The organism is Pseudomonadota bacterium (assembly GCA_026388315.1).
GTDB lineage: Bacteria > Desulfobacterota > Syntrophorhabdia > Syntrophorhabdales > Syntrophorhabdaceae > MWEV01.
The window spans coordinates 74,045-95,460 of the sequence record JAPLKA010000058.1 but is presented as its reverse complement, the minus strand read 5'-3'; the positions used below and the strand labels follow the sequence as shown (position 1 = coordinate 95,460).

The following is a 21,416-nucleotide window of genomic DNA, read 5'->3' as shown; positions in this document are numbered from 1 at the left end:
GTAGCTTTTTATATGGCAGGAGATATCTTCTTTTTTATGTTGGCATTCTTCCTCTCATTTTTAATTAAATACGATTGGACCATCCCGTCACAATACAACCTGCTTTTGTATATCCCTATTTTTTTACTAATAAAAGTTACACTGTTTTTTATTTTCAGGCTTTACACGATCTCGTGGAGATTTATCAGCACCCATGAAACCATTGATATTGTTAAGGCCTTATTTTTAAGCACGCTGTGTGTTTTACTTGTTAATTTTTTAGTCAATCCTGGTAATGCCTATGAAAAACTTTCACTGTCTTTAGTGCTGTTTGATTTTATATTGTCTTTATTGTTTGTGTGTTCATTCAGATTTTCTAAAAGGGTTTATTTCCACATTATTAATGAATATTCAAGAGATGGAAAGGGAATGTTGGTTATCGGTGCAGGCAGCGCTGGTGAGCTAATTGCGAGGGATATGCGTCGACACAGTAAGAGCCAATATACTCCAATTGGTTTTGTAGATGACAATATAAATAAAAAGGGGAGTTCTATCCAGGGAATTAAAGTACTTGGAACGACTGCAGATATACCAAAACTTACCAATGAGTTTAATGTTGAATCAATATTGATTGCCATCCCTTCGGCAACAAGTAAGGAAATGAGAAGAATAATGGCAATCGTAAGAAAAACCGAAATAAAGGATATAAAAGTTGTTCCTGATATACGAAGAATTATTGAAAATTGCAGTGTTACGCTTGCTGACATCAGAGAGATTAATATAGAGGATGTTATCGGCAGAGAACAAGTGTCGGTGGATTACCAAGAAATAGGTAATTTTGTATTAGGAAAAACAGTTTTACTGACAGGTGCAGGGGGTTCAATAGGTTCGGAGATTGTAATGCAGGTATGCGTTTTTCATCCTGAAGAGGTAATCCTTTTTGATATTGATGAGACAGAATTACATAACCTTGGTCTTAAACTCAACAGACTATTCCCTCATTTGTCCGGGCAGATACATTACATAACCGGTGATGTAAGGGATGAAATGAGATTAAAAGAGGTTTTTGAAGCATTTAAGCCACAGATTATATTCCACGCCGCTGCATACAAACATGTGCCTATGATGGAGTTTAACCCGAAAGAGGCTGTAAAAGTAAATATTTTCGGCACATACAATCTTGCCAGAGTTGCAGTTGATTATGGTGTAGAGAAATTTATCATGATATCTACCGATAAAGCAGTAAGACCAACAAGCATTATGGGCGCAACAAAGAGGATGGCGGAATATGTTTGTAAAGCGTTTAACGACGATAGGGGTCAGGGGTCAGGGGTTAGGGGTCAGGATGAAACAATTAACCACTCAACCCGGTTCATTTCTGTTAGGTTTGGTAATGTGCTGGGGAGCAGGGGGAGCGTGCTGCCACTTTTTCTTGATCAATTGAAACACGGAGGCCCGTTAACGGTAACCCATAAGGACATGAAGAGATATTTCATGACTATTCCAGAAGCAGTATCATTGGTGCTTCAGGCATCTACCATGGGTGAAGGCGGAGAGGTATTTGTCCTCGATATGGGTGAACCTGTGAAGATTATCGATATTGCAGAGGAACTGATAAGAATCCACGGCTTGGAACCAAACAAGGATATTGATATCACATTCATAGGTTTAAGGCCTGGAGAAAAGCTCTTTGAAGAGATTCTTACCGCCGAAGAAGGAACAATGGCGAGTAAGCACGAAAAGGTCTTTATCGCAAAAAACAGTGAAAAGTATTCCATAGAGAAAATTGAAGGAATTTTGAAGGAATTCAGGGAACTGATATCAGAATCTTCAATAGGGAATGATGGGAAAGTGAAGGAACTGCTTAAGAAATATGTGAAACACTATGAAGAAACAGCGAACCAGTAGAGTGAGTAAAGTAAGTAGAGTGAGTTGAGTAAGGAACATGAAGTACGAAACGAGGTCGACAATTGAAACATTGGAAGCATGGAAAATGGCGAGAAATTTGAGAAAGGGAATAGCAAGACCGGTAAAAACATTCCCTCAGGAAGAAAAATTCAGATTAGTCGATCAGATGATAAGGGCGTCAAGATATATAACCGCAAATATTGCCGAGGGCAACGGAAGGTATCATTGCCAGGAAAATATTCAATTTTGTCGTCAGGCAAGAGGTTCTCTGTATGAAATGTTAGACTATATTACTGTTGTATTGGATGAAGACTATATTGAGCAGAAGGTTCATGAAAATCTGCGTAAAATGTTTTTTGAAAATATAAAGGTTATTAATGGTTACATTAACTATCTTAAAAACCAAAAGGAAACTACTCAACTAACTCAACTTACCGAAAGGTAGCGGGCGAGAGACATTTCGTGGTTCGTCTGCGCCCGTCTGTAGCTAAAATAGAATAATAATGGGGGTATTTATGATTAAAAATCCAATATTCAAAATCTTTCTGCTTACTTTTTTTATACTCATAACCGGATTGCCGGCGTTTGGGGTTGATGCTGAACTTACCCGCCAGACAATTAAAGGGCTGGAGGGGGTAAATGTAATAGTGGAGGATATCCAGCCGAATGTCCAGAAGTATGCTCAAAGGGCAGGCATTGCAAAAGAGCAAATACAAAAAGATGTTGAGACAAAGCTGAAATCCAATGGGATTAAAGTATTAACCAAGGATGAATGGCTAAAAACGCCGGGCAGACCTGTACTGTATGTAAATATCAATACGCACGAAACCGAAAAATATTGGTATGCCTATAATGTCTGGTTGGAATTAAAACAGGTTGTATCTCTGGAGGCAAACCCGTCCATCAAAACATTGGCAAGTACATGGTCAATTAACATAACAGGAGTGGCGAATATCGGTACTCTTGGTGTTATCAAAAACGCTGTGGATGGGCTTGTAGACAGATTTATAACAGCATGCAAAAAATAGGAGGCTATGAAGTTTTTGCCGCCCGCTATCGCTCGACAAATGCGGACTTACACAGCCTTTCGTGCAGGCGACTTGCCTGCAAGAAAATTTCATTCACTTCGTGAAAATAAATTATGGATATAAACGATATTACCTATATTATCAATGGCGCTGTCTTTGAAGTAAACAGAGTTCTTGGCCCTGGGTTCCTTGAAAAGGTATATGAAAATGCATTATTAATTGAATTAAGAAAACAAGGTCTAAAGGCTGATGCACAGGTACCTGTAAATGTTTTTTATAAAGATGAACCAGCAGGGGAATATGTTGCAGATTTACTTGTTGAAAATAAGGTAATCGTCGAACTGAAAACCGTAGAACGGATTGATAAAATCCATGAAGCACAACTTATCAATTATTTAAAGGCAACAGGGATACAGGCAGGTCTTCTGGTAAACTTTAAACATGCAAAAGCAGAGATTAAAAGGATAGTCTTTACCCTGCCCGAAGGGCATGAGGGTTTATAACCGGCAATGTCACCGGCTATAAAAATAATGATTCTGTCATGACTTCGTCCGCTCTTGTCTGCGGCTAAATAAGGATTTTTACTATTTATGCGTCCAGAAGGTTTCGACAAGGCCTACTTTCCATGCGTTGTTTTCTTTGAACATTTTTAGCATGGCAGGGTTGTCTGATTTTTTATATTGTATGGATATTTCAGCTTTGTCCTTTTTTACTGTTCCAATATCCCATTTACTTTGATCCAGAACTAAATCAGGGTTAAAGTACTCAAGGAAACCATTCCAGTATGACCTTGAGATTAATCCCCCAATTTTAAAATCCGAGAGTATCTGCTCCTTCGAGTATTCCACAACAGTTGTTTGTGAGGATTGGTTCTTAAGGATCTCTTTGAATACTTCATCAACAATTGTTTCTTGTGATTTTTGTGAAAGCAGTGTCCATATTTTTGTGTAGTCTTTTCCCTTAAGGCTCTTAAAGAATGATTCTGCTGGTGTCAATACTGCATTGAGTTGGTCTCCGGTGTTTTGTGTATAAGCTGGAACTGTTGTAATGAATAGAGCTATTATTATGTAGAAAAAGGAAAGGTAATTTGCAGTAACTTGTAGATATTTGTAGATATTTGTAGATATTTTTCGCATTTGTAATTAATTACCCGGTTACTATAAATCACTTAAATAGTTCTGGACTCCGGCTTCCGCCGGAGTGACAGTGTTTTAATAAAATATCAGCTTTGGAAATTGGGTTTTCCCAAGCTGATATTTTTATTTTTAAAGAATACTTGCTTTCAGTGACTTACAGCTGTGTGAGTAGTAGTAGTGCTGCTGCTACCGGACGAGGCACCTACGACTGCAAGACCTGCTGCAACTACCGCTGCACCAAGTGCGATTGTTCCTACACCAACACCTGCACCTACTGCTGCACCTGCTGCTCCACCTGCTGCACCTGCTGCTGGAGCTGGAGCTGGAGCTACTGCTGGAGCCTGTGCATACGTTACTGTCGGCAGGCAAACCATTGCAACAAATAATACAACTGTCATCAATTTCACTGCCTTTTTAAATCTGTTCATAAAGTATTCCCCCGTTTCATTTGGATTTTAAACATACCGCTATTTATACATGTATACTCTGTCTTTGTCAATATATTTTTTTGAGTTTCTCCCAAAAAAATCAAAAAGCGTCATAGAGTGATCTATGTCCTGGGCAACATCCCTTGTCCATGGTGAAATAAAGAAATTGTAAACTGTTCTGGAATCAGTGCCTTCGAAAAGTCTCATTGGTATCTTTATGCCTACACCCATATCATTGTAACCTCTATTCATGCTGTCAGTAAAAATTGATGTATCTGTAAAACTATACCATGCAACAAGAGTAACACCCTTGATAAATTTTGACACTGTTATGCGCGCGCCCCTGTCGCCTGCCAGGAACTGCCCGGCATTAACCTCAATTGAAGTTTCTATTTCAGGGATATTGAGGCGCGCATTTAAAAAACAGGTATTATAGTACTCTTTCCAGTCATCGCTTTTTAATTGAAAGGGTTCGTCCACCGCCCTTTTTCGTACAACACTACCACTCAGGCCGACATATAACCTTCCATCCAAAATGGGTTTTGCCAATTCACCATCAAGACCGGCGTATTCCGTTTCCAGTATGCCTCCGGCAACTCTTCCATAATAACCTTTATCAAAATTGAGGATTTGCTGATACATTAATCTCCCCAATATAAATTTTTGCTGCAAATATGGTACAATATCACTCCGTACTGGTCTCGATGATGAAGTTCCTTGAGATGCTGAAATCGTGTTAATAGGATATGTGTCGATTTCGGCTATAAAGGAACCGCCAGACCACAGGTTGTAGCTCGCCCATCCTACAACTCCAAACCGGTATTGAAAAAAACCGGAAGGGTCATTGAGAAAGGTTTTGAAGTCCGGCTTTAAACCATAATCGAACAGTTTCTTGTAACGCTTTTTGATATCGGGATATTCTGTAACATCCAAGGCTCTCATCTCCGATAAACGGAGAAATTCCCGGAGTGAAATTTTTTCATTATACAGTTCATATATATCAACAAACGTTGTATTAAATTGAATCAGAGGTACGCCGTTGTCATGCAGAACGATGTTGACTTTATCAACACGGACAGGTTTCAGGTCATAGAGTATTTTTAAGATTACACCCAGCGCTCTTGTGTCATAGAAATATTTTCCGTTTTGAGCCTCTATCCATAGCTCATTGCCTTCAAGCTTAACGCCGATATTGCTGAATCCGGATGCGTGCAAGGCCTCCGTTATCCTGTCACTGAGAGGATCTGATTTCATTTGTAGTTTTTCAACGTATGGCTTGTCATAGATGGGTATGATTGGATTACCAATGTCAAACGCCATTGAAAGGTTCACACCATACTGGTTCCCCCTCTGATAGGTAAAATCGATGTCAGTCCACTTAAAGGGCTTCAGCCTTATGCCATAATTAAATTGCGAAGGAACCGGGTCCTGAAAGTATTTCATCTGAGCAGGGTCTCTCGTCTGTTTTTCATATTTTATCGGACTGTATTCCATCATCAGGGCAAATTTTTCTGATGGCGCAAACTGGATACCCCAAAAAAATTCCGAGTCTTTTAGCCATTCTTTTGTATCGCTGAACATTTCAACCTTAAAACCTTCCTTCTGTGCTGGAAGCGGGGTTTTTCCAAACCTCCCATTGCCAAAACCCAAGGTAAAGTCAAAGGGGTATATCTGCTTGCTTGCCACAATGAGCTGTGACGAATATACTCTTGTCCCGAATGGGTCCATGATTCCAATGGAAAGTGCAGGCGAATATCTGCCTTCTTCTACAAGCTTGTATTTGAAGTTAAATGACTTATCTTTAAAGTTCCCATAGGAACCGGAAAATCCTTCACCTGGAGCAAAACCAAGAACCTCTGTAAACCTTCCATTTATTTCAAATCTTTTAAAGGGACTCACAGTAATATAATAATGTTGGTATGGGTCAATCTTGCTTGCGCCAATCCTGTAGCTACCTTCATTCATAACCCTTGCTGTTGGGATTTCCATGAGACCCGTCCCCCCCCAGTTTGCCGGACCGGTAAAGGGTTCGTCAGAAGCGTAAGCAACGGTTGAGCGGTTGAGTAGGTTGAACGGATAGATACACGATAATGGATTTAATCGAAATAAGAGAAGAAATGATAAAAGAAAAAAAGTAAAGACAAGATAGTTGTGTGTCCTTGGGATGATCAACAGATTGTTTTTTGTTTTTTTAAATGGTTTATGTAACCATTTAATATTTTGATAACCCTGAAGGTTTCAGCCTTAAAATCATTAAATAAATTCAAAAGTATATATTGTTCGTCCAAAGCCACATACAAATGATCCAACAATTCAAAAAGTGAGCCTCGTGCTTGACGGCAGTATTGGATATTCTCCTGGTAATAATACCTGCCATACCCTTCCGTAATATTTGCCGTAACAGATATTGATGGCCTTACAATCTGATCGACTGATCTATATTGTTCAATAGCTGGCAAATCTTTAACCGCCTCTGGTATCTGCTTCCTCGGCCTTCTACCTGCCTTCCAAACCTCCAGCGTTTCAAAAGTAGATTTAGCCTCATTATTATCCAACTCACTCAACTTACTTAACTCACTCAGCTGTTACTGATACAGGGCTTTTACCACGCCTGCGCTGACAGCTATATTGGCAACGATCTGGGCAATATCCTTGATCTCTCTCATCCAGGCAATCCGTTCTACCTTTTCCGGCACAACTATGGTATCTCCGGGTTCTACTTCTTTTATCGGCTCTCCGAATGAAGCCGTTTCCCATCTCGACCGCGCCGAATTCCAACTGAATAATCCGGTTGCAACCTTCATAGCGCTGCCGTCCACTTTCATTATATACATATTACCGGTGTCCGCCCATCTCGAAGCCCCACCGGCAAGCTCAATGTAATCTTTGCTGCTTAATGTATTGGAATATATGAAGCTTCCCTGGGTCATCACTGATCCGGCCACATTCACAAAGTTGTTCGATACGGGTATATATAGACTGTCTCCACCTTCAAGTTCAATGTCAAATCCACTCCCCTTTAATAGCCTCAAATGGGCTAAATATATCGTCAATCTGCCGGTTGCCTTAAGCTTTTTCAACGATTCAAGGAATTTCTGCTTTTGCTCGGCTTCAGCCTTGCTTGCCGTTACTCCCTCCGATGACGTTGCAGTGGCAGTCTGGGCAGAGCTTGCAGACAGCAGCTCCCTTTCCAGTCTCGTTATAATTTCCTCCATATTCCTCTGTTGGACTTCCTTTAATCTCTCCCTTATAAAAACCGCTCCCCTCAAGTATGCATATTCGCTGTAGCCCCCTGCCCTTTCGATTATTGATGAAAGCCGCTCCCCCCTACTGATCGGGTATGTACCTGGGAAACGCACTTCACCATTAATGGTAACCATCTGCTGCGGCTGCCAGTTCGGGATAGTCCTGATAAAGAGATAGTCCTCTTCTTTCAATGCAAGATTACTCTCCGGATCGCCTGTCATGGCCTTTTCAAGGCTGAAAAGCATCTTTTCCGTCTTCGGACCTTCCTCTGTCACAGAATACCTCGTCAACTCGGCTTCTTTTAAATACGCAAAATATTTAAGCCCTCCCGCTAACAGAATCATGTCCTTCACAGTCATGCCCGGTTTCAAACCATAGCTTCCTTCTCTCTGGACAGCGCCGGAGAGCTTGACGACACGTTTTTCCTGCACAACCTGAAAGATTTTAAGCACATCCCCAGGATGTAGCTTAACATCCTTCTCTTTTAAGCTTGTAAGGTCCGATTCATAGACAATCTGTCTGTTGTTGCCAACGATCCTCTCTATCTGCACCCTGCCTTTGTAGGCAACAGTATCCAGTCCGCCCGCCATCTCGATAAGCTGGGTTATGGTGGCATCCTCTTTGAGTTCGTATATAGCAGGGTTATTCACGCTCCCTGTTATGGCAACGAGTGTGCCAATAGGCGGGATGAACACCACGTCCTCGGGGAGTAGACGTATATCCTGTGCTTTATTACCTTTAAGCAAAAAGTCATACAGGTCAAAGTGAACGATAGTCTTTCCAAGTCTTTTCACCTGTATATCCCTCATTGTCCCGGTCTTACTCGGACCGCCTGCCGCAAAAAGTGCATTTATAACCGATGAAAATGATGAAACAGTATAGCTCCCAGGCCTTTCGGCATTTCCAACGACAAAAACCGTCATCGTACGTAACTGCCCCATGCTTACATTCATCTCAAACCCGGTGAAATTCTTTGATAGCGCTCTATGTATCATTTCCTTCAGTTCCTGGTAGTTCAGCCCGGCAACGTTCAATGCGCCCACCTTGGGAAGTGATATATTGCCATGATTATCCACAAATACATTCCAGATAGCCTCAATATGGCCCCATATGATAATCTTTACTTCATCGCCCGGCCCCAGTACATAATCCGGTCCAACAGGTACACCGGCATCAGGTACAAACGAAGAAATCGGCTGCCTGAAAAGGTCATATCCATATTGCTTGATGTCGGTTGATATAATAAATGGCAGTCGCAAACCCAGCAGCGTAAATGCCCTTGTGATTGCATCAACGGTTCCAATAATAAAACCGGCATCGATAAGAATAGGTTTATCGGTAACCTCCAGCTCTTTAAAGGTTTGGGACGACTCCCTCTTCTCTGTTTTTTTCAATTCCTCGTTGCCGCCTATGGTTTCCATCTTCTTTGTTATCTTTATAATTTTAACAGGTACAGCTATTGTTCCTTTGATGAGTCCCCTGTCAGAATAGAGGAAAGTAATCCCGTCCAGCCTTTTGACAATATCAAACTGGAACTCATTGACCTCGATAACCTTATCGCTTATATAGCGTTCAAACCCTGACAGTTTTTCTTCGGCGGGGCTCCGAGGTTGCTGAAGATATTGTTGGAACGGTTGAGCTGGCATCGGCGGAAGTTGCTGGTAATTAAACTGCTGTCCTGTCTGTCCTGTTGCGGAAGGTTGCCCACCTCCGTAAGGGTTAGCCTGATTCATTTGGGGCTGGTATTGTTGGGGAGATGATGCAGACGAAGGTTGCTGGGCAAAAACACTGCCGCAGCACATTATTAGTATGAAAAAAAAGATTACCGAAGCCTGTTTGAATCTTGTCATACTTTGCTCCTTGTTATGTTTCATTTAACTTTATTATTAGTTAAATTAGTTAAAATGTTCTTTGCCTTGCGAAAAAGACCAGAAGGAAAAAGCTTTTTTATTTCATCAATCCTTTCTTTGTTCTCCGGATTGGAAGAGGACTTTTCTGCATATTCCATAATAAAAACAACAAATATTGAAAGGAAGAAACCGACAACACCGGCAGTCATTACCATCTTTCTTCTTTCTGGCTTAATTCTCTTCTCCGGCGGCTCGGCCTTATCAATCACCTGAACGATAGTTGCATCCTTGGCTTCATCAATCTTTGCCGCCTCATACTGTTTGATGAGGAGCTCGTTCAGGGTCTCATAAAACTTAAAATTCCTTAACTTTCTCACATATTCCATTCCAGTTTGAGGCGCTTCTTGTAATGGCATTAGAGGGTCATATTCTATTTTATTTTTTGTTTGCTGATTATTCACTTCAGCCTTCATGCCTTTTATCGCTTCTTCTACCTTTTTTACATCCGGGTTGCTTGGCGTTGAATATGTTTTCAACACCCTCAATTCTATTTCTTTTGCGGCAATTCCTGCCTTCATGCCTGCAATAGCCCCAATTGCCAACTGAACCTGATCTTTACTCAAAACGCCAGTCTTTTCCTGAAAACCCTTTATGTCCTCTTCTGATGCCACCAAAGCCTTTTTTACATCCTCAAGCTGTTCTTCAAAGAATAATCTCCTCTGACTTGCCTCGCCAACAGCAAGTCCTTTGTTCATAGCCTTCAGCTCCTCAACAAAGGCGTTTGCAAACAGCGCAGCCCTTTTCGGGTCTTTATCCATAACAGCGATTGTTATAATGCCGCTTTTCCTGTCTTCTTTTGCTTCGACGGCACCCGAAAGAGCACCCCTTGGCCCTGCTTTCGATTTGGCTTTGTAAAGCTTCACGAGATCAAATCTATCAATAATACGGTCTAAGATATTATTGGTTTTTAATAAGGCAATATAGAGGTCACCTGGGGTCTTTGAGGCGCCTGATGCCATACCGACAAACCCCGTAGCGCCCCCCAACTGACCCAAAAGCTGAGACATTGAACCCTGGCTTGACTGTTGGGGCGGCATAATCCTTGTTTCAGCCCTATACACAGACGGCTGGGTAAGGCTATAAATTGCAGTTATCAGCATAGCTCCAAGCGTTATATACGCAATAAGCCTTTTCCTCTTTACGAGAACAATCAGATAATCTAACAGGTTGATTTCTTCATCATTATCGGTATATTCAGTTTTATTGGGATTTTCCTCCAAATATTTCCCCCTCTCAATATATTATTTATTTTATCGATATATCCTGAATTAAACATATATTATCTGTTTCTCTACCAATAAAAGTCAAGATATTTCTCCCCCCCCCCCGCACCTTCCTGCCTTCTTATCTTCCCAACTTCTATGTTTTCACCTCATCCAACTCCCGCCCGTTACGCAGATGGTCTGGCCTGTGACATATTCGCCTTCGTCAGAAACGAGGAACAGGACTGTATTGGCAATATCCCGTGGTGTTCCTTTCCTGGGATAGGGGATCTCTTCGTACATTCTTTCGATCTCTTCTTCCGGATAGATGTGCGGTATAAATTCGTTATAGATAAAGCTCGGGGCAACGGTATTGGCTGTAATATAGTAAGGCGCCGCTTCCATGGCAAGGCAGCGTGTAAAGGCCATGACGCCGGCCTTTGCTGCAGCATAGTGGGCATGGCCAGCCTTAAGACCCCTGAAACCCGCAACAGACGTTATACTCACAATGCGGCCGTATTTTTGTTTCATCATAACAGGCAGAACTGCCCTGCAACAATAAAAGACCCCCCGCAGCGACACATTGATAACAAGTTCCCAGTCTTCATCACTCATATCCACTATCCGGGAAGGACGGTTTGTACCGGCGTTGTTAAAAAGGATGTCTATACGGCCGAACCGTTCAAGGGTTTCGCTCACTGCATGTTTAATATCGTCCCGGTCTGCTACATCACATCCCATGCCAAGGGTTTCTGTCCCGTATTCTCTGTGTATCGCCTCTGCTACTGCAATTGCCCTCTCTTTGTGTACATCAGTAATAACGACATGTGCCCCTTCCCTGGCGAACGTCCGTGCCACTGCCTGGCCGATCCCTGCACCCGCCGCCGCCGTAAGGAAGGCTACTTTTCCTTTTAATTTCATGTCCACAACCTCCTATATCAGTCTGTTCACAGTTCACAGCTTTTCATAGTGAAATGTGAACTGTACTCTTTTCCTTTGCGGTCTTTCTTTTTCCACCTTTTTCTTTTCACTTTTCACCTTTCACTGTTTCATTTTGTATCCAGTCTGCATACTCAGGCAGTACATGGGGGATGTCAATAGCTATGATTTGCGGGAGTTCGTAGGGGTGGAGTACCCGTATTTCCCTTTCAATTGTTTTATAAAGTCCCTTCCTGCTTTTTAAGGTGCACACCCATTCTTCAGCCGCCTCAATCTTCCCTTTCCACCAGTAAATACTTTTAATCGGCCCACTAATCTGGGCACACGAGGCAAGCCTCCTCCCTACAAGGTCCCTGCCAATCTTTTCAGCAGTTTCCTTGCTATCTGCTGTGATAATAATTTTGATGATTTCGCTCATCATACCCTCCAGTTTTATATCCAGATTGACCTTGATACTGGTTTCTGGATACTTGATATTCGATCCTTGATTAAAGCAGCATCATAACAACACGCAGGCTAAAGCCCTGGCCAAGAACTACAACAACACCTTGGCAGGACAGGCCTGCGACTACCAGCGGCTTTTTACATGACCAGTCTTGTTGGTTGTAACCAATAAGACTGGTTTTAAACAAATACATCCATGAGCTAATTCGCCATGAGCTATCAACGCTCTTCATATTTAACTTGAAATCAAAGAGAGTTTCATATATTTTTACTATTCTACGATAGGAGAGGAATATGTTTCAAGTGAAGGAAGGAGATTCAATCATACTGGCGAGCGAGTCAACCCGTAGGGTCGATATTTTAAGGACCCTGGGCATATCATTCTCCATTATACCCCCGAACATCGATGAGCGAAGAAGGAAGGATGAACTGCCGAAGGATTTCGTGCTAAGGGTATCTTATGAAAAGGCACATAAAGTTGGGAATCTCTTTCCTGATAAGTGGGTTATCGGTGCTGATACGGTAGTGGTATTGAAGGGCAAGATACTGGGAAAACCGAAGAATGACAGCGATGCATTTAATATGCTTAAGATTCTGAGCGGAAAGTGGCACCGGGTCATTACAGGCTATTGTGTCCTTAACATATCCAGAAACATAACATACAGGGATGCAGTTGAGACAAGGGTTTATGTAAGGGGTTTGTCTGACGATGAAATCAAGCGCTACATTAAAACATCCGAGCCTTTTGATAAGGCCGGTTCATACGCCGTCCAGGGCAAGGGTGGCTACATGGTAAAAGAGATAAAAGGATCCTACGCAAACGTTGTCGGTCTGCCCATATGCGAGGTTGCAGAGGCACTGCTGTCATTAGGTGTGCTGTCGTGAAAAATAGAAAATGATGCTGGATGCTGGATACTGGATTAAGTCAGAAACAAGAGAAACAAAAGAAACCAGAGAAACATAAAATGCGGAACATTAGCGATGCAATAAAAGCAGTACTGGAAAGGGTTGAAAAGGCCTGTATCAGATCGGGAAGGCCTTTGTCTGAAGTACGTTTAATTGGTGTGACAAAAAGAGTTGATATTGGTAGAATAAAGGAAGCTATGGCCTGCGGTTTGAAAGATTTTGGTGAAAATTATATCCAGGAAGCAAAAAGGAAGATCGAAGAAATTGCCCCTTGCGAAGAGGTCAACTGGCACATGATTGGCCATATACAGACGAATAAGATAAAATATCTGCCGGGATTGTTCGGTTATATCCACTCTGTTGACCGATATGAGATCCTTGAACTGCTTGACAAATACAATAAAGAAATCATGGTGTTATTCGAATTGAACCTCTCAGGCGAAGCCACCAAACAGGGCACTATCGTGGATAACCTGAAAAAGATGCTTGAAAGGGTAAATCAGTTGAAGAACATCAAGCCTGTCGGACTCATGACGATGGCCCCGTTTGTAGATGACCCGGAGGAGGTAAGGGGCGTGTTCAAGGGACTCAGGGAGACAATGCATGAGGCAAACAGAGAGTTTTTGTTAAACATGACTGAACTATCCATGGGAATGTCTTCTGATTTTGAGGTAGCCATAGAGGAGGGTGCAACTATGGTAAGGGTGGGAACCGCTATTTTCGGAGAAAGATCATGAAACTATGGGGTGGGAGGTTTAAAGGCAGGACAGACCCGCTCATGGAGCGCTTCAGCGCCTCCATCCAATCCGATTGGGTACTCTATGAGCATGACATAGAGGGGAGTAAGGCACATGCATGGATGCTCCGGAAGATCGGCATATTAAATGAAGATGAAACAAATACTATTGTTATTGCCCTTGAAGAGATAAAAACAGAAATCAGAGAAGGTAAGCTCGCCTTCTCCGATACACTGGAAGATATTCACATGCACGTTGAAACACGCCTTATTGAAAAGACAGGGGACCTCGGGAAAAAGCTCCATACAGGAAGAAGCAGGAACGATCAGGTCTCCCTTGATATGAGGATGTTCTTAAAGACTGAGTTCGCCCTGATTGATGGTGCGATTCTCGCGTTCCTGAAAACCCTCATAGAAAGGGCGGAGAAAGAAAGGGATGTAATTATGCCCGGATATACCCACATGCAACGTGCTCAGATCGTTACCTTTGCCCATTATCTGATGGCCTATTTTTATATGTTTAAAAGAGACCGGGGGCGGATACAACAGGCATTGAAACACATCGACATAATGCCCCTGGGGAGCGGGGCCATCGCGGGCTCTACAATTCCTCTTGACAGGGAGTTTGTAAGCGAAGCCTTAGGTTTTTCAAGGGTTTCAGAAAATAGCATGGATAGTGTTTCAGATAGGGATTTTGTTCTTGATGCCGTTTATTCCATTGCCATGATCATGATGCATATGTCAAGGCTGGCAGAAGACCTCATCATGTTCTCCACTCAGGAATTTTCCTTTATTTCGCTGCCAGATGAGTTGTGCACAGGGAGCAGCCTCATGCCTCACAAGAAAAATCCCGACGCCCTTGAACTAACACGGGGAAGGGCATCCCGTGTTATTGGTGACCTTTTCAGTCTCTTCGCTATGCTGAAAGGACTCCCCATGACATACAACAGGGACCTCCAGGAGGACAAGGAACCTCTTTTCCATGCAGTACATACTGTAAAAGATGTGCTTGCCATTATGGAATTGTGCATAAAGGGGCTGAGCCTCAACAGGGAGAAGATGGAAAGCGCAGTCAGGGAGAGCTTTATGCCCGCCGTAGAGATGACCGAATACCTGACCCTCAAGGGATTGCCTTTCAGGGAGGCCCATGCGATAGTAGGAAAAATGGTAAAATACTGTGAGGATAAAGAGATAACCTTAAGCGAGATTAAGCTTGTTGATATGAGGGAACATGCAGATATTTTCGGTGAAGATGTCTACAATTATATAGACCCTCATAACATAGTAAAAAACAGAAAAACAACAGGAGCTGCCTCTTTTGAAGAGGTTGACAGGGCGATTGAGAGAGAGAAGATATATTGCAATTATTAGCATTGCCTTGGTTCTCCTTTTTGTTTCCTGCGGCAAAAAGGGCGATCCTCAGCCCCGGGCGCTGCCGTTACCGAGTGGCATAAACGATTTATCGGGGGAGGTGAGGGATGGATTATTGTTTCTTTCCTTTTCAGTACCTGCTAAAAACAAGGATGGCTCAGCAATAAAAGACCTTGCGGGATTCAAGATTGTCAAGAGTTGCGGGAGCTGCATTGGCGCCTCATTTGAACCCTTTAAAGATCTGAGTCTCGACGCAGCACAGGGATATGTCATATATGAAGGCAGGACTTATGTCTACGACGATGACCTGGCAAACGGCTATCAATACGCATATAAAGTCTATCCTTATACAAAAAGGGGGACACGCGGAGATGCATCCAACACATTTACCGTAAAATGGGAGCAACCCCCTGGTGTGCCCGGAGACATTTCTGTTAAAGAGGATGATGGAAGGATTGAGTTGACATGGCGGAAGGAAGAGGGAACCTCGTATAATGTTTACAGGTATGATGATGATATTTACCCAATTTTTCCCATTAATAAAAACCCTCTTACAACGCCGTATTTTGTAGATTCAGGGCTTGAAAACGGGAAGGTGTATTCATATGAAGTCAGGAAGGTACAGACAAAAAGCGGATTACGCACTGAAGGTGAGGGCTTAAAGGTAAAGGCCATCCCTAAGGATTCGACACCGCCTGCGTCTCCTCTGGGAGTGAAAGCAGAAAAAATGGCTGAAGGCGTTCAGATAACCTGGAAGGCAGGCCAGGAGAAGGACCTTGAAGGGTATAATGTTTACAGAATCGGCGCAGGTAAGGCTGAGAAAATTAATATCGGGCATGTGAAGGAAAATATATTTCTCGATAACAATACCCCTGACATAAGGTACGTGTCATATTATGTTACAGCAGTCGATGGAGCGGGCAATGAGAGCAACCCGTCGAGGGAAGCGATTATTATATTGAAAGAGTAGAGATGGAGATCGGGCTGATAGCTGAAAGGCTGAGGATAAGAAATTATGCATTACTTTGAATATAAAAATGGTGAATTATACTGTGAGGATGTGCCTGTTGAACGCATTGTAAAAGAGACGGGCTCACCAGTCTACATATACAGCCATAAAACGCTTGAAAGGCATTTTACTGTTTTCGATAATGCCTTTAAGGGTATACCACATATCGTATGCTATTCATGCAAGGCAAACTCCAATATTGCAATCCTCAGGGTCATGGGCAGGCTTGGAGGGGGCATAGATATCGTATCGGGTGGCGAACTTTACAGGGCCCTTGCTGCCCGTATTCCCGGCAATAAGATAGTTTTCTCAGGCGTTGGGAAAAATGAAGAGGAAATAAAAGCCGCCATACATTCGCAGATACTTATGATAAATGTAGAGTCAGAGGAAGAGTTGTCTGCTATCGCAAAAATAGCCCGGAAGATGCGAAAAGAGGTTCCCCTTTCCATACGGGTAAACCCGCAGATTGACCCGAAAACCCACCCTTATATCACCACAGGGCTAAAAAAGAACAAATTCGGGGTCATCCGGGACGACGCCTGTAAACTCTACGAAAAGATGAAGCAGGAAAAATATCTCATCCCTGCAGGTATTTCTTCGCACATAGGGTCGCAGATACTTGAACTCGGGCCTTTTAAGGAAGCGGTAAGGTCATTGAAGGATATGGTTAATGAACTCAAGAAGGATGGAATCCCGCTTAAGTACATAGACATTGGCGGAGGTCTTGGTATAACATACAAAGATGAACTCCCACCACACCCTGACGATTATGCACGTATAATAAAAGAGGAACTGAAAGACGCGGACCTTACTCTGATACTCGAGCCCGGGAGAGTTCTCGTCGGCAACAGCGGTATATTTGTGACAAAGTTGCTGTATGTAAAGAAAGTTCCGGGGAAAACCTTTTACATCGTTGACGGGGCAATGAATGACCTCGTTAGACCGTCCCTTTACGGTGCGTACCACGAAATCGTTCCCGTTAAGGACAAAAACGGTAAAAAGATAAAGGTTGACATTGTAGGGCCTGTCTGTGAATCGGGGGATTTCCTTGCAAAAGACAGGGAGATTGCCCCTCTCGCCTCTGGTGAACTCCTGGTCATCATGGGTGCAGGTGCATACGGGTTTTCCATGTCTTCCAACTATAATTCGAGAAGGAGAGTACCGGAGGTCCTCGTGAAGGAGGCAGAGTTTTTTGTCATTAAAAAGAGGGAAACATTAAGAGATTTACTTAAGGGAGAATCTATTCCATCATTTATGGAGGTGCAGTAAGTGTCCAAACTGGAATTTATTAAGATGAGCGCAAGCGGTAATGATTTTATACTGATAGACAACCGGACCGGTGAATTATACAAAACATATAATGATATTAATGATTTTGTTGCGAAGGTGTGCAGGAGACGCCATTCTGTGGGGGCTGATGGACTTATATTGATAGAAAAATCGAGGAATGCCGATTTTTGCTGGAGATTTTTTAATGCCGACGGGTCGGAGGCAGATATGTGTGGCAATGGAGGCAGGTGCGCAGCGAGGTTTGCTTTTATAAAGGGTATTGCCGGTAAAAAGATGGCTTTTGAAACCGGTGCAGGCATCATAAAGGCAGAGACGGAAGGTACGAAGGTTAAACTCCAGCTTACAACCCCTACTGATTTAAAGCTTGATTACTCTATTAAACTTGAAAATAAGGAGATATTTATCAACAGCGTGAATACCGGCGTGCCTCATGCAGTTCTCCTTTCCGATGATATCGACCACGTCCCGGTAGAGGAACTGGGAAGAATTGTACGGTTTCATTCGGCCTTTGGTGAAAAAGGAACAAACGTAGATTTTGTGAAGGTCATCGATAAAACAAATCTGGTATTGAGAACATACGAGCGGGGCGTTGAAGCCGAAACGTATGCATGTGGTACAGGGGCAGTGGCATCAGGTGTTATTCTGAAAGAGAAGGGGTTAATCGAAAGCCCCGTGAATATATTGACAAAGGGCGGGGAAACGCTCAGGGTGTATGTGGATGATGAGGTATACCTTAAGGGAGATACGAAAATCATATACATTGGCTTGCTCAACGATGAAGCGTTGCTGTAATATAGCTAATGGCTGATAAATGCTGAATGCTGAATAGCGGCTAAGAGCTAAAAACACTGAAAGGAGAAGTGATGGAATTAAAAGGTATATATACGGCGTTAGTGACACCTTTTAAGGATTATAAAGTGGATGAAGAGGCATTAAAAAGGCTTATAGGATTTCAGCTCGAAGGCGGTGTAGATGGGCTTGTTCCATGCGGCTCTACCGGTGAGGCCTCAACACTCGGTTACGAAGAACACGAAAGAGTAATAGAGTTGACCATAAAACACGCACATGGTACTGTGCCTGTCATTGCAGGAACCGGTTCAAATTGTACTGAAGAGGCCATCGAACTTACACAAAGCGCTAAAAAAATCGGCGCAGACATGTGCCTCCTCACCACACCCTACTACAACAAACCGTCACAGGAAGGTTTATACAGACATTACAGAAAAATAGCGGAAGATGTGGATATCTCTTTGATTTTATACAACATACCCGGAAGAACAGGGGTTAATATGACGCCTGAGACCATAAAGCGGCTCGCTGAAATCCCGAATATCGTTGGCATTAAGGAGGCATCCGGTTCGCTGATACAGGTGGCAGAAATATTCAGACTTACGGACGGGAAGTTTACCATATTATCGGGAGATGATAACCTCTTTCTACCCATGATGAGCGCGGGGGCGGTTGGAGTTATATCTGTTGCATCAAATATCACCCCGAAGGAAATGCAGGAACTCTACAGGACATTCTTCATTGAAAAAGATATTTTCAAGGCAAGGGATATGAATGCCCGGTTTATGCCGCTTTTTCAGTCTCTGTTTATAGAAACCAACCCGATACCGGTCAAAGAGGCCCTTTATTTTATGGGCATGATAGAAGAGGAACTCAGGCTCCCCATGTGCCCGGCATCGGAGGGGAACAAGGCGGCGCTCAGGAAGGTGATGGAGAAATATGGACTGGTGAAGGGCTAAAGATTCAGTTTTAAGTTTTGAGTTATAAGTTATAAGTGACGGGGCGAAAGGGCAAGGTAGAGCCGAAATTGCGAAGATAGGAAGATTAGGATCAGAAGAGAAGTATTCTCTGGCGGACCAGATTCGGAGATCGTCATCTCGTCCTCGTAAGTTCGTAGCCTCGTAACAAGGATAATAACAGGGAGTTCGACATGATTAAGATAGTCATAACCGGTATTGGCGGGAAGATGGGCAATGCAATACTGGGCCTTGCGCTGAAGAACAGAGATTTTGAAGTGGTTGGGGTAACTGAGGCAAAAGGACATCCTTTAGTTGGCAAGGACATCGCACAGGGGCCGGGTGAAATGGAAAAACCGATTATCGTAAGCGATGATCTTCCCCGTCTTGTCAGCATGTGCGATGTTGTAATCGATTTTACCCAACCGGAACCATCATTTGAACATTTCAGGGTTGCTAAATCCGCAAAAAAGGCTATAGTTATCGGTACCACAGGGTTCCCGCAGGCAACCATTGATAAAATCAACAACTCGAAAAATGCCCGGGTGGTTATATCTCCCAACATGAGCGTTGGTATGAATCTCATGTTTGACGTGGTTGAAAGAGTAGCGAGAATCCTCAGCGATGATTACGATATAGAGATCGTGGAGATGCACCATAAATGGAAAAAGGATGCCCCAAGCGGGACAGCGATGAGAATAAAGGATGTTATACAAAAGGCACTGCCTGAAAAAAACTGGATTGAGGTTTTTGGCAGAAAAGGCATCACCGGTGAGAGAAAGAATGAGGAAATAGGCATCATGACTTTAAGGGGCGGTGATGTGGTGGGAGAACATACGGCAATTTTTGCCGGAATCGGTGAGAGGCTGGAGGTTACCCACAGGGCATATTCACGTGAAAACTTTGCACGAGGCGCCCTTGTTGCAGCCAAATGGATAGCAACACAGCCTGATGGCATTTATTCGATGAAAGATGTCCTGGGTCTGTAGCATAGTTATGGTTATATCCTTGTCTCTGATGCTGGATGCCAGAGGTTGGATGCTGGTTTAAACTACTCTACAATGCATGTTCTATTGGTTCTGTTTATCCCATTGGTTTCATTAGTCTTAACCAATAAGACCAATGAAACCAATCAAACAAATAAAAACAGGTTTGAACCAAAGAGATGAGTCGCGAACTTAAGGTATTTTCTCTTGTGTTGATCACCGTCTGGGCTTTGTTAATACAGGGTCAATCAGTTTCCCATGCCTGTACCCTGTGGGCTGCTGCAGGTGAAAAGGTAGAGGGCGAAGGCGTTATACTTGCAAAAAACAGAGATTATCCACCCCAACAAAACGAGTTGAGGCTTGTTATCCCTGAAACAGGTTTTAAATATTTTGGTATTTTCCCTGCCCCGGACAACAGATACCATGGCCTGGTTGCCGGAATTAATGAAAAGGGACTGGCAATAGTAAGTGCTACCGCCGGGAGTGTATCGCGGAAAAAAAGAAATACGGGTATGGAGAGTCTTAATAAAAAGATGTTAGCCACATACGGCTCAGTAGACTCTGTACTTGCAAATAAAACGATGTTTACAAAAAGTCATCCTGTCTTTTATCTGATTGCTGATAAAGGAAAAACTGCCATAATTGAAGTTGCGCCAAAAGGCGAAATCTCAATCAGGACAACCGAAAATGGGGTTCTTTTTCATACAAATCATTACACGGATGAAAAACTTCTCCACGCAAATGAAAAAATAGGAAAAAGCAGCCTCGCGAGGTTCAACCGCATCGGGAACCTCCTAAACGATCACCCTTATTGTTTTACCGTTGACGACTTCGTAACATTCAGCGAGGATGTTGCTGATGGCCCCGATGATAGTATATGGAGAATCGGTGGTACACCCGGCAAAGAACGGACGCTGGCAACCTGGATCATCTACATACCAAAAAATGGTGACCCTGAACTGTATGTTAAATTTGCAAACCCGGATGAACCGATAAGGGCATACAACATGAAACTGGACGTTCCATTCTGGACAGAAGGCATCGAACTTCCAGATTAGCCCATAGCGAATTAGCTCATGGCAGAACAAAAACAGACCAGCCGCTATGAGCTATCAGCTAAGAGCTCGAGTCTGCTTGATAAATTTTTCTCTTG

At 43.0% G+C, this 21,416-nt stretch carries 21 protein-coding genes; 13 read left to right on the top strand and 8 right to left on the bottom strand.

Annotated elements, in window-relative coordinates:
• Positions 1-36: 36 nt before the first annotated feature.
• The 4 genes from NTX75_09355 to NTX75_09340 all read left to right on the top strand — a co-directional run bounded on the left by NTX75_09355 (position 37) and on the right by NTX75_09340 (position 3,418).
• A complete protein-coding gene (locus tag NTX75_09355; protein MCX5816431.1) occupies positions 37-1,887 on the top strand; it encodes a nucleoside-diphosphate sugar epimerase/dehydratase in 1,851 nt (616 codons plus the stop codon).
• Between the two features lie 37 nt (positions 1,888-1,924).
• The gene (locus NTX75_09350) at positions 1,925-2,332 is read left to right on the top strand and encodes a four helix bundle protein (GenBank protein MCX5816430.1); all 408 of its coding nucleotides are present in this window, start codon (positions 1,925-1,927) and stop codon (positions 2,330-2,332) included.
• 70 nt (positions 2,333-2,402) lie between these two features.
• Positions 2,403-2,915 carry a hypothetical protein gene (locus NTX75_09345; GenBank protein MCX5816429.1) on the top strand — a complete coding sequence of 171 codons (513 nt, stop codon included), beginning with the start codon at positions 2,403-2,405 and terminating at the stop codon, positions 2,913-2,915.
• 113 nt (positions 2,916-3,028) lie between these two features.
• Positions 3,029-3,418, top strand: a complete 390-nt coding sequence (locus NTX75_09340; protein ID MCX5816428.1) for a GxxExxY protein — start codon at positions 3,029-3,031, stop codon at positions 3,416-3,418.
• A gap of 81 nt (positions 3,419-3,499) precedes the next feature.
• On the opposite strand, the gene NTX75_09335 is transcribed toward NTX75_09340, so the two are convergent.
• The 8 genes from NTX75_09335 to NTX75_09300 all read right to left on the bottom strand — a co-directional run bounded on the left by NTX75_09335 (position 3,500) and on the right by NTX75_09300 (position 12,194).
• Positions 3,500-4,051 (bottom strand): hypothetical protein, encoded by a 552-nt coding sequence (locus NTX75_09335; GenBank protein MCX5816427.1) that lies wholly within the window; start codon positions 4,049-4,051, stop codon positions 3,500-3,502.
• A 146-nt stretch (positions 4,052-4,197) separates the two neighbouring features.
• On the bottom strand, positions 4,198-4,479 hold the full coding sequence (locus tag NTX75_09330) for a hypothetical protein (GenBank protein MCX5816426.1): 282 nt from the start codon (positions 4,477-4,479) through the stop codon (positions 4,198-4,200).
• A gap of 39 nt (positions 4,480-4,518) precedes the next feature.
• Positions 4,519-6,651: a YjbH domain-containing protein gene (locus NTX75_09325; GenBank protein ID MCX5816425.1), complete on the bottom strand. Its 2,133-nt coding sequence runs from the start codon at positions 6,649-6,651 to the stop codon at positions 4,519-4,521.
• On the bottom strand, positions 6,648-7,043 hold the full coding sequence (locus NTX75_09320; protein MCX5816424.1) for a four helix bundle protein: 396 nt from the start codon (positions 7,041-7,043) through the stop codon (positions 6,648-6,650). Before NTX75_09320 ends, NTX75_09325 begins: the two co-directional genes overlap by 4 nt.
• 21 nt (positions 7,044-7,064) lie before the next feature.
• A complete protein-coding gene (locus NTX75_09315) occupies positions 7,065-9,575 on the bottom strand; it encodes an SLBB domain-containing protein (GenBank protein MCX5816423.1) in 2,511 nt (836 codons plus the stop codon).
• 20 nt (positions 9,576-9,595) lie between these two features.
• On the bottom strand, positions 9,596-10,855 hold the full coding sequence (locus tag NTX75_09310; GenBank protein MCX5816422.1) for a Wzz/FepE/Etk N-terminal domain-containing protein: 1,260 nt from the start codon (positions 10,853-10,855) through the stop codon (positions 9,596-9,598).
• A 147-nt stretch (positions 10,856-11,002) separates the two neighbouring features.
• Positions 11,003-11,758, bottom strand: coding sequence for an SDR family NAD(P)-dependent oxidoreductase (locus NTX75_09305; GenBank protein ID MCX5816421.1), 756 nt, complete (start codon positions 11,756-11,758; stop codon positions 11,003-11,005).
• Between the two features lie 106 nt (positions 11,759-11,864).
• Positions 11,865-12,194, bottom strand: coding sequence for a divalent-cation tolerance protein CutA (locus tag NTX75_09300; protein MCX5816420.1), 330 nt, complete (start codon positions 12,192-12,194; stop codon positions 11,865-11,867).
• 320 nt (positions 12,195-12,514) lie between these two features.
• On the opposite strand from NTX75_09300, the gene NTX75_09295 reads away from it, so the two are divergent.
• The 9 genes from NTX75_09295 (at position 12,515) to NTX75_09255 (ending at position 21,321) form a co-directional block, all read left to right on the top strand.
• Positions 12,515-13,105, top strand: a complete 591-nt coding sequence (locus tag NTX75_09295; GenBank protein ID MCX5816419.1) for a Maf family protein — start codon at positions 12,515-12,517, stop codon at positions 13,103-13,105.
• 20 nt (positions 13,106-13,125) lie between these two features.
• Positions 13,126-13,863, top strand: coding sequence for a YggS family pyridoxal phosphate-dependent enzyme (locus tag NTX75_09290; protein ID MCX5816418.1), 738 nt, complete (start codon positions 13,126-13,128; stop codon positions 13,861-13,863).
• Positions 13,860-15,233 (top strand): argininosuccinate lyase, encoded by a 1,374-nt coding sequence (gene argH, locus NTX75_09285; protein ID MCX5816417.1) that lies wholly within the window; start codon positions 13,860-13,862, stop codon positions 15,231-15,233. Before NTX75_09290 ends, argH begins: the two co-directional genes overlap by 4 nt.
• Positions 15,181-16,203, top strand: a complete 1,023-nt coding sequence (locus NTX75_09280; protein MCX5816416.1) for a hypothetical protein — start codon at positions 15,181-15,183, stop codon at positions 16,201-16,203. The genes argH and NTX75_09280 overlap by 53 nt, the downstream gene beginning before the upstream one ends.
• Before the next feature lie 45 nt (positions 16,204-16,248).
• Complete coding sequence (gene lysA, locus NTX75_09275) at positions 16,249-17,511, top strand: diaminopimelate decarboxylase (GenBank protein MCX5816415.1); 1,263 nt, start codon at positions 16,249-16,251, stop codon at positions 17,509-17,511.
• Complete coding sequence (gene dapF, locus NTX75_09270; protein ID MCX5816414.1) at positions 17,512-18,324, top strand: diaminopimelate epimerase; 813 nt, start codon at positions 17,512-17,514, stop codon at positions 18,322-18,324.
• A gap of 71 nt (positions 18,325-18,395) precedes the next feature.
• Complete coding sequence (dapA, locus tag NTX75_09265; protein MCX5816413.1) at positions 18,396-19,280, top strand: 4-hydroxy-tetrahydrodipicolinate synthase; 885 nt, start codon at positions 18,396-18,398, stop codon at positions 19,278-19,280.
• A gap of 191 nt (positions 19,281-19,471) precedes the next feature.
• Positions 19,472-20,266: a 4-hydroxy-tetrahydrodipicolinate reductase gene (gene dapB / locus NTX75_09260; protein MCX5816412.1), complete on the top strand. Its 795-nt coding sequence runs from the start codon at positions 19,472-19,474 to the stop codon at positions 20,264-20,266.
• Between the two features lie 176 nt (positions 20,267-20,442).
• Positions 20,443-21,321: a carcinine hydrolase/isopenicillin-N N-acyltransferase family protein gene (locus NTX75_09255; protein MCX5816411.1), complete on the top strand. Its 879-nt coding sequence runs from the start codon at positions 20,443-20,445 to the stop codon at positions 21,319-21,321.
• The last annotated feature ends 95 nt before the right edge of the window (positions 21,322-21,416 follow it).

Coding starts and splice junctions, on each gene's coding strand:
- NTX75_09355 (MCX5816431.1), top strand. CDS start 37: ATGTTGGCATTCTTCCTCTCATTTTTAATTAAATACGATTGGACCATC.
- NTX75_09350 (MCX5816430.1), top strand. CDS start 1,925: ATGAAGTACGAAACGAGGTCGACAATTGAAACATTGGAAGCATGGAAA.
- NTX75_09345 (MCX5816429.1), top strand. CDS start 2,403: ATGATTAAAAATCCAATATTCAAAATCTTTCTGCTTACTTTTTTTATA.
- NTX75_09340 (MCX5816428.1), top strand. CDS start 3,029: ATGGATATAAACGATATTACCTATATTATCAATGGCGCTGTCTTTGAA.
- NTX75_09335 (MCX5816427.1), bottom strand. CDS start 4,051: ATGCGAAAAATATCTACAAATATCTACAAATATCTACAAGTTACTGCA.
- NTX75_09330 (MCX5816426.1), bottom strand. CDS start 4,479: ATGAACAGATTTAAAAAGGCAGTGAAATTGATGACAGTTGTATTATTT.
- NTX75_09315 (MCX5816423.1), bottom strand. CDS start 9,575: ATGACAAGATTCAAACAGGCTTCGGTAATCTTTTTTTTCATACTAATA.
- NTX75_09305 (MCX5816421.1), bottom strand. CDS start 11,758: ATGAAATTAAAAGGAAAAGTAGCCTTCCTTACGGCGGCGGCGGGTGCA.
- NTX75_09300 (MCX5816420.1), bottom strand. CDS start 12,194: ATGAGCGAAATCATCAAAATTATTATCACAGCAGATAGCAAGGAAACT.
- NTX75_09295 (MCX5816419.1), top strand. CDS start 12,515: ATGTTTCAAGTGAAGGAAGGAGATTCAATCATACTGGCGAGCGAGTCA.
- NTX75_09290 (MCX5816418.1), top strand. CDS start 13,126: ATGCTGGATACTGGATTAAGTCAGAAACAAGAGAAACAAAAGAAACCA.
- argH (MCX5816417.1), top strand. CDS start 13,860: ATGAAACTATGGGGTGGGAGGTTTAAAGGCAGGACAGACCCGCTCATG.
- lysA (MCX5816415.1), top strand. CDS start 16,249: ATGCATTACTTTGAATATAAAAATGGTGAATTATACTGTGAGGATGTG.
- dapA (MCX5816413.1), top strand. CDS start 18,396: ATGGAATTAAAAGGTATATATACGGCGTTAGTGACACCTTTTAAGGAT.
- dapB (MCX5816412.1), top strand. CDS start 19,472: ATGATTAAGATAGTCATAACCGGTATTGGCGGGAAGATGGGCAATGCA.
- NTX75_09255 (MCX5816411.1), top strand. CDS start 20,443: ATGAGTCGCGAACTTAAGGTATTTTCTCTTGTGTTGATCACCGTCTGG.